Source organism: Ignavibacteriota bacterium, from assembly GCA_016713565.1.
Taxonomy (GTDB): Bacteria; Bacteroidota; Ignavibacteria; order Ignavibacteriales; family Melioribacteraceae.
This window is the reverse complement of the sequence record JADJOX010000007.1, coordinates 304,881-322,491: the sequence shown is the minus strand read 5'-3', so window position 1 is coordinate 322,491 and position 17,611 is coordinate 304,881. Positions and strand designations below refer to the sequence as shown.

Below are 17,611 nucleotides of genomic sequence, written 5' to 3'. Positions count from 1 at the left end.
TAATGGATTTAAATATTTTATTTATTGGCGATGTTGTTGGAAAACCGGGAATGGATATTACAACAATGTGGCTTCCAAGCTTAATCAAAAAGTATAAAGCCGATCTTGTTATAGTTAACGCCGAAAACGCGTCTGATGGAAAAGGCTGTACGGAAACTGAAGGAAAAATACTTTTTAATTTAGGAGCTCATGTTTTAACCGGCGGTAATCATACATGGGATAAACACCAATCGCAAGAATATTTGAAAACTGATAAAAGAGTGCTTCGCCCTTTGAATTATCCCAAAGGGACATATGGAAACGGTTATATTATTGTAGAAACTAAAAAAGGCAAAGCAGCAGTTGTAAATCTTCAAGGCAGAACGTTCATGTCAACAATTGATTGTCCATTCAGATCATCGGAATGGATTTTGTCGAAAATTGCCCAAGAGACCAAAGTTATTTTCATAGATTTTCACGCGGAAGCAACGGCGGAAAAATTAGCTCTTGCAAATTATATTGATGGAAAAGCCAGCGTGTTTGTAGGCACGCATACTCATATTCAAACAGCCGATGAAAGAATTTTTCCTAAAGGTTTGGGTTATATTACAGATTCAGGTATGACAGGCCCTTACGACTCGGTAATTGGTATGAAAACCGAAGCCGCAATAAATAGATTTATTTTGCAAACGCCTCAAAAATATCAAACCGCAACAGATAATAATCATCTATGCGGAGTTTTTACAAAAGTAGATATGGATACAGGAAAAACCGTAGAAATTGAAAGAATTTTAATTCCAGAATTTGAAACAAAATCCTCAAGGGAATGAAAAATTTTCCTCTTCCAAGAATTGATAAAGATCCGGTCTTAAAAAATTATCTCCAAAAATATTGCCGAATTCAAAACGGTGAAATATGGAATGATTCTTTATTTAAGCATAAAGTCGGTTGTTTCGACGCAGCCGATGAAAATTCAATTTTAAATTTTACCGAAGATAATAAATTTCAGCTCGCGGTTCACGATCCGCCTTATAATATGATTGCATTTGAAACTTTTGATTCAAATACATTTGTTAATTGGTGCAAACAATGGATCGATATTTCAAACAAAATATTAAGTGAAAATTCCTCGCTTTACATTTGGCTTGGCGCCGATCAGAAAAATCATTTTGAACCATTTGCGGAATTTATTTTGATGATGAAAAATTCCGGATTTGATTCAAAAAGTTTTATTACAATGCGGAATCAAAGAGGCTATGGAACCCAAAAAAATTGGATGTCAGTTAGACAAGAACTTTTATATTACGTAAAAGGGAATCCCATTTTTAATATTGATAAAGTTTATACCGATATTCCTAAAGCGGTTAAAGGCTACTATAAAGAAATAAATGGAAATGTTACGGAAAATTTAGAACGCAGCAAATCGGATAAAATCCGTGCAGGCAATGTATGGATTGATGTGCAACAAGTATTTTACTTGCGTGAAGAAAATGTAAACGGATGTTTTGTCCAAAAACCTTTGAAAGCATATGAAAGAATAATTGAAGTTTCTAGTCAGGAAAATGATAATGTAATTGATTTTTTTGCGCATTCCGGTACAACTGTTTTAGCCGCCGAAAAGTTAAACAGAAGGTCATTTTCTGTTGATATAGATCCAATTTATTGTGAAATTACGATAAGGAGATTGGAAAGATTTAGAAAGACTGGTAAATTAGGATGGCAGAATTCAAATCCTTTTGAAAATGAAATTTTATCAAATACCGAATTAAAAGAATATTTAATTGAAAAATATAATTTAGAATTTAAAGAATAAATTGGTTTGGTAATGCAGATAATTGACGGCAAAAAGATATCCGCTGAAATTAAAGAAGAATTAAAAGTAAAAATTAATTCTTTAAAAGAAAATGGTAAATGTGCTCCAGGTTTAGTTACAATTTTGGTTGGAGAAAATCCCGCTTCAAAGGTTTACGTTAACAGCAAGATTAAAGCCTGCGCAGAAATCGGAATGAACTCAAAACTTGAAAAACTTGATGAAAATATAAGTGAAGACGAGCTTCTGAAAATTATTGAAAATTACAACAATGATGATTATTTTAATGGAATACTAGTACAGCTTCCTCTGCCAAAACACATTGATGAAGATAAAATTATTGAGGCAATTAATCCTCAAAAAGATGTTGATGGATTTCATCCGAGCAGCGTGGGGAAATTGGTAATTGGAAAAGATACATTTAAATCGTGTACGCCGTTTGGAATTACCGAATTAATAAAACGATACGGAATTGAAACAAAGGGAAAACACGTTGTTGTTGTTGGAAGAAGTAATATTGTTGGTAAACCGATAGCAAATTTAATGCTGCAGAAAGAAGATGGAGCAAACTCTATTGTTACAATTTGTCATTCAGCCGCAAAGGATATTTCGGTTTATACCAAACAAGCAGACATTTTAATTGCGGCAATTGGTAAAGCAAATTTTATTACGAAGGACATGGTAAAAGAAAATGTGGTTGTAATTGATGTCGGTATAAATAGAATTGAAGATCCAAATAGTAAGAACGGATATAGATTGGTTGGAGACGTTGATTTTACAGGAGTTTCGGAAAAAGCTTCTTTTATTACTCCGGTTCCGGGCGGTGTTGGACCAATGACAATAGCAATGTTATTGAGCAATACATTTAAAGCGTATACTTTGAAAGAAAAATAAAAATAGATTCTATGGAAAATGTTATTGAAAAAATTGTAAATCAAGTTTTTACCGAAAAAGCTTTACATGATTTTTATTGCGTTGGTGAAACTTGCAAAGGTTGGGAAAGAAACGTTGTTGATCAGCCGACTGCAATTAATAAAATTGTAGAAAGCGGTGCTGAACGAATTTCAGCCGGTAAAGGTGTTGGGAATGAAATAAATGATATATCTTTAGCAAGAATGATTGATCACACAATGCTGAAGCCGGAAGCTACACCTCAAGAAATTACCACGTTATGTGAAGAAGCAAAAACTTATAATTTTGCGTCTGTTTGTGTCAATCCAAGTTATGTGCAATTGTGCCGTCAATTATTAATAGGTACTCAAGTAAAAGTTTGCACTGTAATAGGTTTCCCGCTTGGAGCAACAACAACGGCGGTAAAACGATTAGAAGCCGAAGAAGCTTTAATCAATGGCGCGGAAGAAGTGGATATGGTAATTAATATCGGAAAACTAAAAGCCGGCGATTATGATTATGTTTTTAATGATATAAATCAAATAGCGACTGTCGCGAAAAGTAAAAATGCCGTGTTAAAAGTTATTTTGGAAACCGCGCTTTTAACAGATGAAGAAAAGATTAAAGCTTGCATTTTAAGTAAGCAGGCAAAAGCGGATTTTGTAAAAACATCTACCGGTTTTAGTAAAGGCGGCGCTACCGCAGCGGATGTTGCATTAATGCGCTACGTTGTTGGTTCGTCGGTTGGAGTTAAAGCATCAGGCGGAGTAAGAACCCTTGAAGATGCCGAACTGATGATAAAAAGCGGTGCCGATAGAATTGGTGCAAGCGCGAGCGTTAAAATTGTTTCCGGCGATAAATCAAAATCTGAAGGATATTAGTGGTTTTAGATTTAATTATTTCAAAATCCGATGATGGATTTAATGCCGAAATTCCTTCTATAAAAGGATGTGATTGCTGGGCGCATAAAGAAGATGAAGCGGTTGAAAAATCAATTGAACTGTTAAAATATTATTTAAATCTTGAAGATGATTCTAAAATAAATATTGATAGAGCCCGAAAAGAAAATTTTAAAACTATATACAAATTAGTATTTAATAAAGACCTTCCGTGAAAGAATTCAAAACAGAAAGAAGATTAAAAAGGATTGAAAAAGTCCTTACGGAAAGACAGTTTTCATTACGTATGGTACTGGAAAATATTCACGATCCTCACAACGTTAGCGCAATTTTTAGAACTTGTGATGCGGTTGGAGTTCCGGCTGTTGATTTGATTTATACTTTTGAAACATTTCCTCAAATAAGTAAAATAACATCTGCGTCATCAAAAAAATGGATTGAACAAAATAAATACGATTCCGTTTTGGACTGTGTTAATAATCTTAAATCAGAAGGTTTTGAAATATACGGAAGTATTTTATCCGAAAGTGCGGAAAGTATTTATGATGTTGATTTCACGAAGAAAATAGCGATAATAATGGGGAACGAACATAGGGGAATTTCAGAGGAAATAACAAACTTAGTTGATAAACAAATATATATTCCTATGCACGGAATGATACAAAGTTTAAATGTATCTGTCGCGGCGGCTGTAATTCTTTATGAAGCGCAGCGGCAAAGATTAAATAAAAAAATGTATGAAAAAAGCGAGCTTTCAAATAATCAGTTAGTAAACTTAATTAATGTTTGGTGTAACAAATGATTCAGCAAATTAAAAAAGTAAATAGTATTAAAGGAATTTTAGAATTGCCCGGCGATAAATCAATATCGCATAGGGCAGTTATGTTTTCTGCGATTGCCGATGGCGAGTCGGAAATTTATAATTGTTTAATGTCTGAAGATGTTAACGCAACAATTAACGCATTCAGAAATATGGGAACTAAATTTGACATCGAAAAAGAGAAAATAATTGTATGGGGAAATGGTTTTAGCGGTTTAACAGAACCTGAACGCGAGTTGGATTTGGCAAATTCCGGAACAACGACAAGACTCATTTCCGGTATATTGGCTGCTCAAAAATTTCCCACAACTATTATTGGCGATGAATCATTGTCAAAACGACCGATGAAAAGGATAATTACACCTTTAAGACAAATGGGCGCAAATATATCTGGAAATAATAATTGTCTGCCATTAATAATTAAACCAACAGATTACTTGAGACCTATCCATTATGAACTACCAATTCCAAGCGCTCAAGTTAAAAGCTGCATTTTATTAGCAGGACTTTATCTTGACGAAGAAACTGTTGTTGTTGAGAGCGTTGAAACCAGAAATCATACTGAAAAAATGTTGGGATTAAAAGTTATTGAGGAAGGAAATACAAAAACAATTTATTCTTCACTTAGTTATTATCCGATTGCGTCAGAATATAGAGTTCCGTCTGATATTTCAACCTCAGCTTTTTTTATGGTTCTCGCAAGCTTGGTAAAAAATTCTGAAATTAAAATTACCGGAGTTTCATTAAATGAAACACGTACCGGAATTATTTCGGTTTTAGACGCGATGGGTGCAGATATTTCTGCCGAAAATGTACATGAATATAATGGTGAATTAAGAGGCGATTTAATAATTAAAAGTGCTGAGCTTACTAACGTTGAGTTTGACGAAGAAATAATTCCAAATATTATTGATGAAATTCCAATTTTATCGATTGCAGGAATATTTGCGAACGGTGAATTTGAAATATCGGGAGTAAAAGAACTGCGCACCAAAGAAAGTGATAGAATAAATTCAATTTGTAGAAATTTGGAAAAGTTGGGATTACAAGTTGATGAATTTGAAGATGGCTTTGCGGTTCGAGGTAATATAACAAAAAACTCAGCTGTCTTCGAAAGTTATGGTGATCATAGAATTGCAATGTCTTTTTCAATATTGGCTTCAATAATTGAAGGTGATTTTAAAATAAATAATTTTGATTGCGTCGCTGTTTCAAATCCCGATTTCTTAAATCAATTGAAGAGTATTACAATTTAATACTTTATCGGTGTAATAGAATTAGGGAATTACTTAATCATATAAAATTAATCAATTGATGTTTATTGAATGATTTATGAAAATAAAAATGTTTTGGAGATAAAATGAGTGTTGATGATAAAAAAGTAATTTACTCAATGATCGGTGTTAGTAAATACTATGATAAAAAAGTTATATTAAAAGATATTTATCTTTCCTATTTCTATGGCGCGAAGATTGGAGTGCTTGGCTTAAACGGTTCAGGGAAAAGCTCATTACTAAAAATTCTAGCCGGAGTAGATAAAGAATTTAATGGCGAAACCGCCGTATCTCCAGGATATACAATTGGTTATTTGGAACAAGAACCTCAGCTCGATGAAACAAAAACTGTTAAGGAAATTGTTGAAGAAGGAGTTCAGGAAATAGTTGACGTGTTAAAACAATTTGATGAAATAAACGCAAAATTTGCTGAGGAAATGACTGATGATGAAATGACTAACCTACTTGAAAAGCAGGGAAAAGTTCAAGATAAATTAGACGCAATGAATGCTTGGGATTTAGATTCAAGATTGGAAATGGCGATGAATGCGCTAGGCTGTCCTCCGGGAGAAACTTCAGTAAAAGTTTTATCCGGCGGTGAAAAAAGAAGAGTTGCTTTGTGCCGGTTACTGTTAAAGAAACCGGATATATTACTTTTGGATGAACCGACAAACCATTTAGATGCCGAAACAGTTTTATGGCTTGAGTCGGAATTGAACAGATATGCGGGAACTGTAATTGCTGTAACACACGATAGGTATTTTCTGGATAATGTAGCGGGATGGATATTGGAATTGGATAGAGGTGAAGGAATTCCCTGGAAGGGAAATTATTCATCTTGGCTTGAGCAAAAACAAAATAGATTAAAACTTGAAGAGAAAAAAGAAACGGAAAGACAAAAAACATTACAGCGTGAATTAGATTGGATTAAAATGTCGCCTCGCGGAAGACAGGCAAAATCCAAGGCAAGAATTACATCTTATGAGAATATGCTGAAAGATGAAAAAGAACAGGTTCAAAAAGAATTGGAAATTTATATTCCTGCTGGACCAAGATTGGGTAACGTTGTAATTCAAGCTGAAAATGTTTCTAAAGCTTTCGGCGATAAATTACTTTTTGAAAATTTAAACTTTTCACTTCCTCCGGGTGGAATTGTAGGCGTAATTGGACCAAATGGAGCGGGCAAAACAACTTTATTTAGAATGATAATTGAACTGGAAAATGCGGATTCGGGAAATTTTAAAATAGGTGAAACTGTTAAATTAGCATATGTTGATCAAAGCAGAGATATTTTGAAATCTGACAAATCAGTTTGGGAAATTATTTCGGAAGGTTCTGACATAATAAAATTGGGTAATAGAGAAATGAATTCGCGTGCCTACGTTGGTCAGTTTAATTTTGCCGGCAGCGATCAGCAAAAGAAGGTAAGCGTGCTTTCCGGCGGAGAGAGAAATAGAGTACACTTGGCAAGAGTTTTAAAAGAAGGCGCAAATGTGATTCTGCTGGATGAACCTACAAATGATTTGGATGTAAACACAATGCGCGCATTGGAAGAAGGTCTTCTTAATTTTGCCGGATGCTCAGTGGTTATTAGTCACGATAGATGGTTTTTGGATAGGATTTGCACACATATTTTAGCGTTTGAAGGCAACAGCCAAGTTGTTTGGTTTGAAGGAAATTTCTCCGATTATGAAGAAAATAGAAGAGAGAGATTGGGTTCGGCTGCAGATATTCCCCAAAGAATAAAGTACAAAAAATTAATAAGATAAATTTTGATTCTAAGGCTGACGTTTTGAATTTATCTCATTGTTAATATATAATTGCGAAGATAGATTATTGATATGTAATTTTGTTAAATGACTTTTTCGCTAATTAATTCATTAAGTACATTTCCTACTTCTTCCGCTTTTGAATGGATCATAAAATGACTTCCGTCTTTTATAACAATTGAGTCTGAAATTAATTTTATCGGAAATGTTTTATCATTTGTTCCATGAATATGAAATAAATTTGTTTCATTTTTCGTCAAATTTTCCCAATTAACAACTTGATGAAATGCCCATTTAAAATAATTTTCCGTGCAGTTATTTATCATATTAATAAAAATAGCTTTACCTTTATCGGAATTATATCCGAATAAATTTGCCCAAACGGGAAATGTTTTTAAGACTAATTTCCTATTAAATAATTTATAAATGGGAAAATGCTTGAACATCAATAAAGAAAGTGGATTTTCATTGCTGTGTTTTATGCTGGGAATAATAATAACTTTTTCCGGTTTTATAATTTTAGAAATTTCCTGAGCGACAATTCCGCCAAAAGAATGACCGACTAAAATTATTTTTCTATCTTTAACTTCTATTAATTTAGAAAATCTGTTTACATAGTTAACCAGACTTTCATTTTCATCAGGTTCAAGCCAATTTAAGAAATGTAAACTACCGGAATTAAGCTTAAGGTTTTCAAATAATCTTTGATCAAAACATAAACCTGGGATAAAATAAATGTCGTACATTTTTAGAGTTCAAGAATTTGATGTTTGTATTCATGAATATCTAATTCATTATAAAGCCAATCAAAAAAGTCAAATCCATATTTATTTATAAAATTTAAAATGCCTAATTCTCTTTCCTGCAAATTATCATTCGGGTAAATGCTGTTTCTTGCTTTTTTAAGTTGCCTAATTGTAGCATCATATTTTGTTTCCTGCAATTTCAAAGCTTTTGTCTTTAATATTTCCAACTGATTTAGAATTTTATCATTTGTATTTTTTGTCGGATCGATTAAAGTTTTATCAATTGATTCCAATAAATTAGATAATTGATTTAATTCGTTTGTAATGTTTGCCGAACAATTGGCAAAAATTTGTTCAACATTGTTATCCGAAATACTGTTAAGAGTAGTTTCTTTCATTTTTTCAAAATCACCGAAAAACTGCTGAGTGCTTAAATTATATTTCATAAGAATTTTGGCAATATTGCTTTCAATAATTGTTGCGGAAGCTCTTGGAAAAACGAAAGGATGCTGAATGTTAAAATGTTTGTAAAGTGGTACTACCTGCGCGTAATAATTTACTTCACCTGGACCGGCTACATAAAATCCGGTTGGGAATAGAAAGTCTTCACATATTGGTCTTAGTAAAACATTGGGACTAAAACTTTCCGGTTTCTCATCGAGTAGGTTGAATATTTCCGCCAAAGTAATTTTTTTTCGTTTGCCTTTAAGTCTGAATTCATCATCCGCCGGTTCAATTAAATGTCTTCCTGTTTCATCAGATAAAAATAAATTTATTGGTTTTACTTTTACTTGCGAATGATAATTTTCATCCAGATCAACGCTGGTTAACAATATATCTTTTGTATGTAACTTAAAATTATTAAGCTCTTTTTTAAAGATCGGGACTAATAATTTTTTAACTTCTTTATCTTGCGGATTAAAAATTATCAAACCGGTTTCGTCAAAAATTTTAAATGTAAATTTGAAGAATGATTCCGCAATTGTAAGGTTTGAATCTAAAACTTCATCAGCAAAATTATTAAGTTCACTTCTAAATTCGGTATCTCTTAAAAACGAAAAAATTTTCTGCTTAAATTCAATTAATGCCTCAGTAAATTTAAGCGAACCAACACTTCCTAAATTTTCTTCTTTTTGAATTTCTTCATTATATAAAATTGTTTGTATTTCATTGTCATTGTTAAGTAATTTTACGTTTGAAATTTCTTCAAAATCATGATCATCACCCGCCATCCAAAAAACCGGAATGAAATTATATTTCTTAAATTTTTCGTTTAAATACTCGCTTAATTTGACAGCCGTAAAAATTTTGTAAATTGTATATAGCGGTCCGCCCATCAAACCAAGCTGCTGACCTGTAATAACAGCGATAGTATTTTCATTTTTTATCAATTCAATATTTGATTTTGTCTTTTCGGAGAATTTCTGATTTTTGTACTGATTTTTTATAATATCATAAAGTTTTGGTCCATTTTCATTGGAAATTTTGCTAAAGATTTCTTCATACGTATTTTCATCCCGGAAATTGGTTTCATAATAGTTTTTTACTTTTTCAAAATTATTTACATAATCAACAAAAAGTTGACTCATTCCGGGAATTTGACTAAAATCTATATTCATTTTAACTCCATTTTTCAACATTCACTTCCTAAAAATATAAATCTTACAGATTGTTTACATGAATAAATTTTTCTTAAAGGCTATTCTTTGATTAATTTATAAATTTGTAGTCTTTATTTTTCAAAATGATTTGACTAATTTTTAAAATAAATTTGAATTGATGATGATAAAAAATAGAATCGAGTTTTTTGCAAAAATTTCAATTGCGGTAATTTTACTGATATACTTAATTGAGTACGTAAACTATGAAGAAATTATAAACGCTATCAAATCGTCAAATAAAATTTTAGTTTTATTAGTTTTTTTATTAAGTTTTTAAATATTTATGTTCAATTTTTAAAGTGGGAAGTTGTTTGCAATTCACTTTTAGGAATAAAAGATAAAAAGAAAATATTTTTGTCATTATTTTATGGATTTAGCGGAGGAATCGCAACTCCGGCAAGAATCGGCGAATACGTTGCTAGAAAATTTCCCTTTGAAAATACATCTCTGATGAAAATAACAATTGCGACAATTATTGAAAAATTTACATCATTATTTTTGGTTTTAGTAATTGGAGCGTTGACCGGAATATTATTTTTGTATAAATATTTTTCATTATCATACGCCGGATTAGCAAGTTTGTTATTTATAATAATAAGTGTTTTATTTGTTTTTTTTCTAAGAGGAATAAAAAAGTCGACAAAGTTTGTTAAATATCTGACCGATAAATTCAAATTCTTTAATGATCTATTTCTTGAATTGAAATACGTAAAAGAAATTAAACATAACAGTTTTAATTTGTTAATTGTTTATTCCATAGTTTTTTATTTTATATATGTTTCGCAGTATTCAATTTTAGTTCTAGCGTTTAACAACGGCGGCAGTTTTATTTATGCATTTTGGTCGGGAACTTTGGTAATGTTCGTGAAAAGCGTTTTGTCATTTATTTCATTTGCTGATCTCGGCATTCGCGAAAGTACTTCGGTATTTGTGCTTTCAAAAATGGGTTTATCAAAAGCCGTTGGTTTTAACTCCGCAATATTTTTATTTTTATTTAACGTGTTAATTCCTTCAATTATCGGTTTGGCTCTTCTTATCAGAAAACAAAAATGATAATATTATTTTTAATTTTTGCCGCTGTTTCATTTTATTATTTAATATTCCTCATAAAAATTGTTAACGGGTTGAAAATTGTAAAAAATGATCTTGACAGTAATTCGTTGAATGAATTTGTAAGTGTGATCATTCCCTTTAGAAATGAAGAAAATATTTTACAAAGAAATTTGGCAAGTGTTGAATCGCAGTCATTTCCCAAAGATAGATATGAAATTATTTACGTTGATGATAATTCGGATGATAATTCGGTTAAAGTTATTGAAGATAATATTTCTTCCAATAATGTTAGAATTATTAAATCCGAAAATAATTTTAATGACAGAGCACATAAAAAACTTGCGTTAAAAATCGCTATAGAAAATTCTAAAGGTGAAATTATTATTACTACAGATGCCGATTGTTTCCATAGACGTGATTGGCTATCAACAATGGTGAAAAAATTTGATATGGAAACCGGATTTGTTTCCGGTCCGGTAGAATTTGTTGATGACGGAAAAATATTCTCAAAATTGCAGAAATTGGAATTTTCAAGTTTGATAATTGTAGGAGCGGCATTAATTGGAATTAATGAACCCATAATTTGTAATGCGGCAAATTTAGGATTTAGAAAATCTGTTTTTAAGTTGGTAAACGGTTACGAAGATAATTTAAATCTATCATCCGGAGATGATGAATTTTTAATGCAGAAAATATCAACCCGTACAGATTATAAAGTAAAATTTTGTTATGATAAAAATGCTGTTTCTTATACGCATCCGAATAAAACAATTAAGGAATTTGTAAATCAAAGAAAACGTTGGGCAAGTAAAAGTTTTTATTATGTTAAAAAATCAATTACGTTAAAATTGCTTTTCATCTATATTTTTTATTTAAGTTTTTTAATTCAGTTTTTACTTGGAATATTTTACGATAAACTATTTTTTGTTAGCCTGATGTTTAATTTTATTTTTAAAGTTTTTACCGAAAATCAAATTGTAAGACGTGAATCAACTGACTTATTCAAAAAAGTTAGCCTAAAATTATTTCTTCTCGCAGAAATTTTACATATCCCTTACATAATTTTAGCGGGATTTTCCGGATTGTTCGGTAACTATGAATGGAAAGGCAGAAAAGTTAAAAGATGAAATGGGAATATAATCCTCCGATATTAATCAAAAAATTATTTTCTAATTTTCAGTGGGAATCTGAAAATCCGAAAATACTTTTAACTTTTGATGACGGACCAAATCCCAATACAACGGAAAAAATTTTAAAGGAATTACAAAAAAATAACGTTAAAACAATTTTCTTTTGTGTCGGTGAAAATATTGAAAGATACGGTTCAATTGCGCGTGAAATTATAGAAGAAGGGCATGAAATTGGAAATCATACTTTAAAACATCAAAAAATTACAAAACAAAAGAAAGATGAAATATTTCGATCAATCGGCTCTGTTCAAAATTATGCTTTGGAAAATTTAAATTATAAAATAAAATATTTTAGACCACCTCACGGTCGATTTGACTTGCGGACAAATATAATTTTAAATTCATTTAATTTGCAAAATGTACTTTGGTCATTATTAACATTTGATTATAAAAATGATCTAAATATTGTTAAATTTGCTATCGAAAATTATTTAATGGAAAAATCTATAATTGTGTTTCATGACAGCAATAGATCTAAGGATATTATAGTAGATTCTATTAAATTAACTTTGGAAAATGCTGAAAAGAAAAATTATCAAATTGGAAAACCGTCTGAATGTTTGAGACACTTTTCATAATTGCTATATCACTTTATTTCATTCAAGCTGTTTTACTTTCAATTGGTGCAAAAAAGAAGTTTCCCAAAATTGAGGAAATCAACTTTCCGACATGCACAGTTATTGTAGCGGCAAGAAATGAAGAGAAGAATATATTAGAATGTTTAAAATCATTGGATGAGTTGATTTATACTAAAAATAAATTAGAAATAATTTTAGTAGATGATTTTTCCGATGATCAAACAAAAAATATTATAGAAAATTTTATTGCCGATAAACCGATTTTCAAACTTATACAGCCGATAAAGAATTTTGGTGAAATTAAAGGGAAAGCCAGAGCAATAGCAAACGGCATCGATGTTTCAAAAGGTGAAATAATTTTTACAACCGACGCGGATTGTGTTGTAAATCCAAATTGGATAAAAACATTGGCAAGTTATTACACTAAAGAAGTTGGCATGGTTTGCGGTTATACAAATCAAAAGTTTAAAAATATTTTTGAAGCCGTTCAGGATATTGATTTTATTTATTTGCTTACGGTTGCGGCGGGCGCTATAAATTTTTGGAAACCGATCTCCGCAATTGGAAATAATATGTCGTACAGAAAATCCGCGTATTTGGAAGTCGGCGGATATGAAAAAATTCCGTTTTCCGTAACAGAAGATTTTCAATTACTTATGGCTATTTTCGACGATAAAAAGTATAAAATAATTTATCCTGTTGATTCCGGCGGTTTGGTTACTTCAAAACCATGTGAAGATTTAACAACTTTATTTAGGCAAAAAAAACGTTGGGCTGTCGGCGGATTAAATGTAAGACTTGACGGCGCTTTTGTAATTGGTACGGCAATTTCTGTAATTGTTCTAACTTTATTGATTCCGTTTTTTTATTCAACAACAATTTTTTATTTATTCTTATTTAAAATATTCACCGATTATTTTATGATCTCGAATATTTATAAAGCTCTTGAGCTAAAACTTAAAATACTGAATTTCTTGTTTTTCGAAATTTATTTGCCGGTATATTTTGTTATAACCGGGATCAATATTTTATTTAACAAAAAAGTTATTTGGAAAGGCAGGGAATTTTAATGCTGCTTTTATGTAATTACTACGTTACATATAGATGCAATGCTTATTGCGAGTTTTGTCATTTTGCGGAACATGGTAAATTTAAAAATACACCACACGCAAGTTTGGAAGATTTTAAGAATAACATTTCTCAGCTTTATGATTTAGGAGTTAAGTTCATTGATTTAACAGGTGGAGAACCATTGTTAAATAAAGATATCTCCGAAATGGTAACGCTCGCTAAAAATTATAAAATGCAGACAAGCATAACAACCAACACACTTCTATATAAAAAATATGCCGAATCATTAGCCGGAAAAGTAAATCTTTTGCATTTTTCTTTGGATTCACCCGATGAAGAAGAACATAATAAAATTAGAAAAATAGATTGCTACAATTCGGTTTTGGAAAGCGTTGAAATTGCGAAAAGTATTGGAGAGTTTCCCGATATACTTTTTACCGTTACAAATGATACTTACAAGAAACTTCCTCAAATGCATGAATTAGCCGCAAAGAGAGATTTGGTTTTGTTGGTAAACCCCGTTTTTTCCTATTTCGGTAACCCCGGTTTAACAAATGAAGCAATGGATTTTATTGAAGAATATGTTAACGGCAAATTAGATATTTATATTAATCCGTCATTTCTTACACTGCGCAGAAACGGTGGAAATAATATAGATGATCCGCTATGCAAAGCGGTTTCTAGAGTAATTGTAATATCGCCGTTTAATGAGATAATACTTCCATGTTATCATTTTGAAAATGATAAAATAAAAATTGATAAGCCGATTAAAGAAATTATGCAGTCGGAAAAGTATAAATATTTCTTAGCAATGGAAGGAAGATTTGATTTTTGCGGCGGCTGCACTGTAAATTGTTATTTTGAACCTTCGTTTGCTTTCCCCACAAATTTGTACGGATTAGCAAGCGTTACTTCTAAATTTAAGTATGGTTATAATAAGTTAATTAAACAAAAAATTAAAAAGAAAATTGTAAGATCTAAATTGTAATAATTTTGATTCTTAGAAATTTGCAGAAATTATTGTCTTAAAAAATATCCGGATGTTTGCTGATGAAAACTCAATCGCGAAATAAAAATTTATTGATTTTATTAATCATCATTTCAACATTTTCCGTGCAATTAGCGCAGGAAAATCTTGAATTCTTTCCTTCAAATTTATTGGTTCAGCCATACATTGCAAATACGTTAGAACCAAAATTGGGATTTGAATTTAAAACAGACAGAAATGAATTAAGTCTTAACGTTGGAAATTCTATTGACATTTTACATTATAAATTGGATGACAAAAATAATTTTTCGTTTGGTGCGGATTTATTTACGTACACATTGTTAAGAAGTCAGAATGATTTTCATTTTCCGGTTGACGCAGTAGATTATCTTTTCGGATTTAATTTGGGATATAAAACAAATTGTGTTGATGTAGAATTTGGCTCAAGGTTAAGATTTAGCCACATCAGCGCGCATTTTGTTGACGGTCATTTTGATAAAGAATTGAATCAATGGAGAGATAACAGAAAGCCAAAAGTCTACAGCAGAGAGTTTTTTGAGTTAATGCCTTATCTGAGATTTCATGATCTAAGAATTTACACCGGGATCACATACATTTACAAAGTTGATCCTAATAATTTAGGTCAGGATCAGTATCAACTCGGTTTTGATTATTTTTTTACTAATTTAATTAGCAGTAAAATTTCGCCATTTTTAGCCTATGATTTTAGATTGATAAACATATACAGCTACACCGGAAATAATTCTTTATCAGCCGGAATTAAAATCGGAAATCCTAAAGGAAAAGGATTTAGCATTTATTTTAGATATTTTAACGGATACAATATTCATGGGGAATATTTTGACGTTAAAGAAAAATTTTCTTCCATAGGATTTAATGTTGATTTATAGTTTTTAAGGAATATCATTTGACTAAAAATAAATTTTTTCAAAGTCCGCTTTTTCATTTGCTGCTTTTTTTGGTAACATTTGTAACAACTGTAATTGCAGGTACTGAATGGATAACTGGAACGATGGGTCCGTATGATTTAGAATCATTGGCAATAGGACTTCCATATTCTTTGTCGGCGCTTTTTATTTTATCAACGCATGAGTTTGGACATTATTTTGCCGCAAAGATCCACAAAGTTAAAGCAACACTTCCGTATTTTATTCCAATTCCTCCGATTCCGGAATTTTTCAATTTTGGAACTATGGGAGCTGTAATAAGAACAAAATCAGAAATTCCTACAAATAAAGCAATGTTCGATATTGGAATTGCGGGACCGATTGCAGGATTTATAGCTTCATTGATAATTTTAATTTATGGGTTCACTCATTTGCCTTCAATCGAATATCTCTTGGCAATTCACCCCGATTATTTTTCGCCGGAATACGGAAAAAATTCAATGACTCTTGAATTTGGAAATAATTTGTTATTTATTTTTCTTAAAGAATTATTTACCTCAAAAGAACAATTTGTTCCGCCAATGACAGAAGTATATCATTATCCGTATCTTATGACAGGCTGGTTTGGTCTTTTAATTACGGCAATGAATATGATACCGGTCGGACAATTAGATGGTGGTCATATTGTTTACAGTATGTTCGGATCAAAATTACAGGAAGCTGTTGCAAGTATTTCAATGATTTTTCTGGTAATCTTTGGTATATCTGGAATTGTTGACGGATTATTAGAATTAAATATTGGTTTTGGATGGTCGGGTTGGCTTTTTTGGGCAGTTATTCTTTTTTTTATAATTAAAGTAAAACATCCTCCGGTAAGGCATTTTGAAAAATTGGGTTGGAAAAGAATGATATTGGGATATTTTAGTTTATTTATTCTATTGATATCATTTTCACCGTCTCCATTTTATCTCAGCTTTTAGTAGGCAGTAAAAAATGTACTTGTAAGTTTAAAGGTTCTTCTATAATTTTTAGTTTGAAAATATCAAAAGGTGACCATAGAAAAATTTGCTACTTTATTTCAATTTTAATCTAAAAAGGAAAGTAAATTTTCATGTGGTTTCTTTCAGTCAAATTCTTCAATCAATCACATCTTTTATTCTAGATGAAATTTAAGTTTATTAAAATATTGCTGTTATTCGCATTTTTATTCATAATTGGCTGTGAAGAAATTCCAAGCGATATTGTTGAATCAAAATCCGCTGAATATATTGTTGAAAGTATTTCTTCTCCAAATGAATTCGCGTATTCCGAATCAAATAAAGTTTTGGAAAATTTTATTACAATTAAAAACACTCAATCAATTGAGAAAGTATGGTTTGTAATTTCCAATTTGGACGGCAGTGAAGAAATCAGCGATTTGATTTTTATGAATACCAAAGATGTAACGGTTAAGAAAACTTATTCCGGGGAATATACATTTGATGAAAACTTACTTACAGGAAATTATGTAATTGATTTTTATGTTGAAGATAACATAAACCCAAACGGCACAAATATTAAAAAAGCCGCGGAAAAGAAATTTAAATTTTTAAGTAACGCTGCTAATTTAGCTCCGGTTATTTCAGATCTTAATATTCCATCGCAGATAGATAGAAATACTTCTTTTGTATTTTCAATTAAAGTTAATGATCCAAACGGATTGAATGATGTTAAGGAAGTTTATTTTGAATTATTACGTCCCGATAGTTCAATTGTTTATTCCGATGCAAATAATACTAATAAGAAGTTTCCGATGTTTGATAATGGCGATGTAAGCGGCTCTGGTGATTTAACTCCAAATGATGGAATCTTTTCGCTAAAGAACAGTTTCGGCACAAGCTCTCAAACCGGTCTTTGGCATTTTACATTTTACGCTGTTGATAAATCCGGTTCTGTAAGCAATACAATTAATTTTTCACTAAAAGTAAATTAATT

The 17,611-nt window shown here is 31.1% G+C and carries 18 protein-coding genes; 16 read left to right on the top strand and 2 right to left on the bottom strand.

Annotated features, from left to right (window positions below):
• Window positions 1–2 precede the first annotated feature (2 nt).
• The 8 genes from IPK06_08470 (at window position 3) to ettA (ending at window position 7,442) form a co-directional block, all read left to right on the top strand.
• Window positions 3–809 (top strand): TIGR00282 family metallophosphoesterase, encoded by an 807-nt coding sequence (locus IPK06_08470; protein MBK7980020.1) that lies wholly within the window; start codon window positions 3–5, stop codon window positions 807–809.
• Complete coding sequence (locus tag IPK06_08465; GenBank protein ID MBK7980019.1) at window positions 806–1,792, top strand: site-specific DNA-methyltransferase; 987 nt, start codon at window positions 806–808, stop codon at window positions 1,790–1,792. Before IPK06_08470 ends, IPK06_08465 begins: the two co-directional genes overlap by 4 nt.
• Window positions 1,793–1,804: 12 nt before the next feature.
• Window positions 1,805–2,683, top strand: a complete 879-nt coding sequence (gene folD / locus IPK06_08460; protein MBK7980018.1) for a bifunctional methylenetetrahydrofolate dehydrogenase/methenyltetrahydrofolate cyclohydrolase FolD — start codon at window positions 1,805–1,807, stop codon at window positions 2,681–2,683.
• A 197-nt stretch (window positions 2,684–2,880) separates the two neighbouring features.
• On the top strand, window positions 2,881–3,561 hold the full coding sequence (deoC, locus tag IPK06_08455; protein ID MBK7980017.1) for a deoxyribose-phosphate aldolase: 681 nt from the start codon (window positions 2,881–2,883) through the stop codon (window positions 3,559–3,561).
• On the top strand, window positions 3,561–3,794 hold the full coding sequence (locus IPK06_08450) for a hypothetical protein (protein ID MBK7980016.1): 234 nt from the start codon (window positions 3,561–3,563) through the stop codon (window positions 3,792–3,794). Before deoC ends, IPK06_08450 begins: the two co-directional genes overlap by 1 nt.
• A complete protein-coding gene (locus IPK06_08445) occupies window positions 3,791–4,381 on the top strand; it encodes an RNA methyltransferase (GenBank protein ID MBK7980015.1) in 591 nt (196 codons plus the stop codon). The genes IPK06_08450 and IPK06_08445 overlap by 4 nt, the downstream gene beginning before the upstream one ends.
• Entirely contained in the window at window positions 4,378–5,655 is a 1,278-nt protein-coding gene (gene aroA / locus IPK06_08440; protein ID MBK7980014.1) for a 3-phosphoshikimate 1-carboxyvinyltransferase, read from the top strand. Before IPK06_08445 ends, aroA begins: the two co-directional genes overlap by 4 nt.
• Window positions 5,656–5,759: 104 nt before the next feature.
• Complete coding sequence (ettA, locus tag IPK06_08435; GenBank protein ID MBK7980013.1) at window positions 5,760–7,442, top strand: energy-dependent translational throttle protein EttA; 1,683 nt, start codon at window positions 5,760–5,762, stop codon at window positions 7,440–7,442.
• 83 nt (window positions 7,443–7,525) lie between these two features.
• On the opposite strand, the gene IPK06_08430 is transcribed toward ettA, so the two are convergent.
• Both IPK06_08430 and bshC read right to left on the bottom strand, forming a co-directional pair.
• Window positions 7,526–8,188 carry an alpha/beta hydrolase gene (locus IPK06_08430; protein ID MBK7980012.1) on the bottom strand — a complete coding sequence of 221 codons (663 nt, stop codon included), beginning with the start codon at window positions 8,186–8,188 and terminating at the stop codon, window positions 7,526–7,528.
• A gap of 2 nt (window positions 8,189–8,190) precedes the next feature.
• A complete protein-coding gene (bshC, locus tag IPK06_08425; GenBank protein ID MBK7980011.1) occupies window positions 8,191–9,807 on the bottom strand; it encodes a bacillithiol biosynthesis cysteine-adding enzyme BshC in 1,617 nt (538 codons plus the stop codon).
• A gap of 294 nt (window positions 9,808–10,101) precedes the next feature.
• Between bshC and IPK06_08420 the strand changes: the two genes are divergently transcribed.
• The 8 genes from IPK06_08420 to IPK06_08385 all read left to right on the top strand — a co-directional run bounded on the left by IPK06_08420 (window position 10,102) and on the right by IPK06_08385 (window position 17,609).
• Window positions 10,102–10,902: a flippase-like domain-containing protein gene (locus IPK06_08420; GenBank protein ID MBK7980010.1), complete on the top strand. Its 801-nt coding sequence runs from the start codon at window positions 10,102–10,104 to the stop codon at window positions 10,900–10,902.
• The gene (locus IPK06_08415) at window positions 10,899–12,029 is read left to right on the top strand and encodes a glycosyltransferase (GenBank protein MBK7980009.1); all 1,131 of its coding nucleotides are present in this window, start codon (window positions 10,899–10,901) and stop codon (window positions 12,027–12,029) included. Before IPK06_08420 ends, IPK06_08415 begins: the two co-directional genes overlap by 4 nt.
• Entirely contained in the window at window positions 12,026–12,670 is a 645-nt protein-coding gene (locus tag IPK06_08410) for a polysaccharide deacetylase family protein (GenBank protein ID MBK7980008.1), read from the top strand. The genes IPK06_08415 and IPK06_08410 overlap by 4 nt, the downstream gene beginning before the upstream one ends.
• On the top strand, window positions 12,649–13,740 hold the full coding sequence (locus IPK06_08405) for a glycosyltransferase (GenBank protein ID MBK7980007.1): 1,092 nt from the start codon (window positions 12,649–12,651) through the stop codon (window positions 13,738–13,740). Before IPK06_08410 ends, IPK06_08405 begins: the two co-directional genes overlap by 22 nt.
• Window positions 13,740–14,729, top strand: coding sequence for a radical SAM protein (locus tag IPK06_08400; protein ID MBK7980006.1), 990 nt, complete (start codon window positions 13,740–13,742; stop codon window positions 14,727–14,729). The genes IPK06_08405 and IPK06_08400 overlap by 1 nt, the downstream gene beginning before the upstream one ends.
• Before the next feature lie 62 nt (window positions 14,730–14,791).
• A complete protein-coding gene (locus tag IPK06_08395; protein ID MBK7980005.1) occupies window positions 14,792–15,640 on the top strand; it encodes a DUF1207 domain-containing protein in 849 nt (282 codons plus the stop codon).
• Window positions 15,641–15,762: 122 nt separating this feature from the next.
• On the top strand, window positions 15,763–16,617 hold the full coding sequence (locus tag IPK06_08390; GenBank protein MBK7980004.1) for a site-2 protease family protein: 855 nt from the start codon (window positions 15,763–15,765) through the stop codon (window positions 16,615–16,617).
• A gap of 182 nt (window positions 16,618–16,799) precedes the next feature.
• On the top strand, window positions 16,800–17,609 hold the full coding sequence (locus IPK06_08385) for a hypothetical protein (GenBank protein ID MBK7980003.1): 810 nt from the start codon (window positions 16,800–16,802) through the stop codon (window positions 17,607–17,609).
• Window positions 17,610–17,611: the final 2 nt, after the last annotated feature.

What these genes read in the sequence shown, in the direction of transcription:
- IPK06_08470 (MBK7980020.1), top strand. Translation starts at nt 3, where the DNA reads ATGGATTTAAATATTTTATTTATTGGCGATGTTGTTGGAAAACCGGGA.
- IPK06_08465 (MBK7980019.1), top strand. Translation starts at nt 806, where the DNA reads ATGAAAAATTTTCCTCTTCCAAGAATTGATAAAGATCCGGTCTTAAAA.
- folD (MBK7980018.1), top strand. Translation starts at nt 1,805, where the DNA reads ATGCAGATAATTGACGGCAAAAAGATATCCGCTGAAATTAAAGAAGAA.
- aroA (MBK7980014.1), top strand. Translation starts at nt 4,378, where the DNA reads ATGATTCAGCAAATTAAAAAAGTAAATAGTATTAAAGGAATTTTAGAA.
- ettA (MBK7980013.1), top strand. Translation starts at nt 5,760, where the DNA reads ATGAGTGTTGATGATAAAAAAGTAATTTACTCAATGATCGGTGTTAGT.
- IPK06_08430 (MBK7980012.1), bottom strand. Translation starts at nt 8,188, where the DNA reads ATGTACGACATTTATTTTATCCCAGGTTTATGTTTTGATCAAAGATTA.
- bshC (MBK7980011.1), bottom strand. Translation starts at nt 9,807, where the DNA reads ATGAATATAGATTTTAGTCAAATTCCCGGAATGAGTCAACTTTTTGTT.
- IPK06_08415 (MBK7980009.1), top strand. Translation starts at nt 10,899, where the DNA reads ATGATAATATTATTTTTAATTTTTGCCGCTGTTTCATTTTATTATTTA.
- IPK06_08410 (MBK7980008.1), top strand. Translation starts at nt 12,026, where the DNA reads ATGAAATGGGAATATAATCCTCCGATATTAATCAAAAAATTATTTTCT.
- IPK06_08405 (MBK7980007.1), top strand. Translation starts at nt 12,649, where the DNA reads ATGTTTGAGACACTTTTCATAATTGCTATATCACTTTATTTCATTCAA.
- IPK06_08400 (MBK7980006.1), top strand. Translation starts at nt 13,740, where the DNA reads ATGCTGCTTTTATGTAATTACTACGTTACATATAGATGCAATGCTTAT.
- IPK06_08395 (MBK7980005.1), top strand. Translation starts at nt 14,792, where the DNA reads ATGAAAACTCAATCGCGAAATAAAAATTTATTGATTTTATTAATCATC.
- IPK06_08390 (MBK7980004.1), top strand. Translation starts at nt 15,763, where the DNA reads ATGGGTCCGTATGATTTAGAATCATTGGCAATAGGACTTCCATATTCT.
- IPK06_08385 (MBK7980003.1), top strand. Translation starts at nt 16,800, where the DNA reads ATGAAATTTAAGTTTATTAAAATATTGCTGTTATTCGCATTTTTATTC.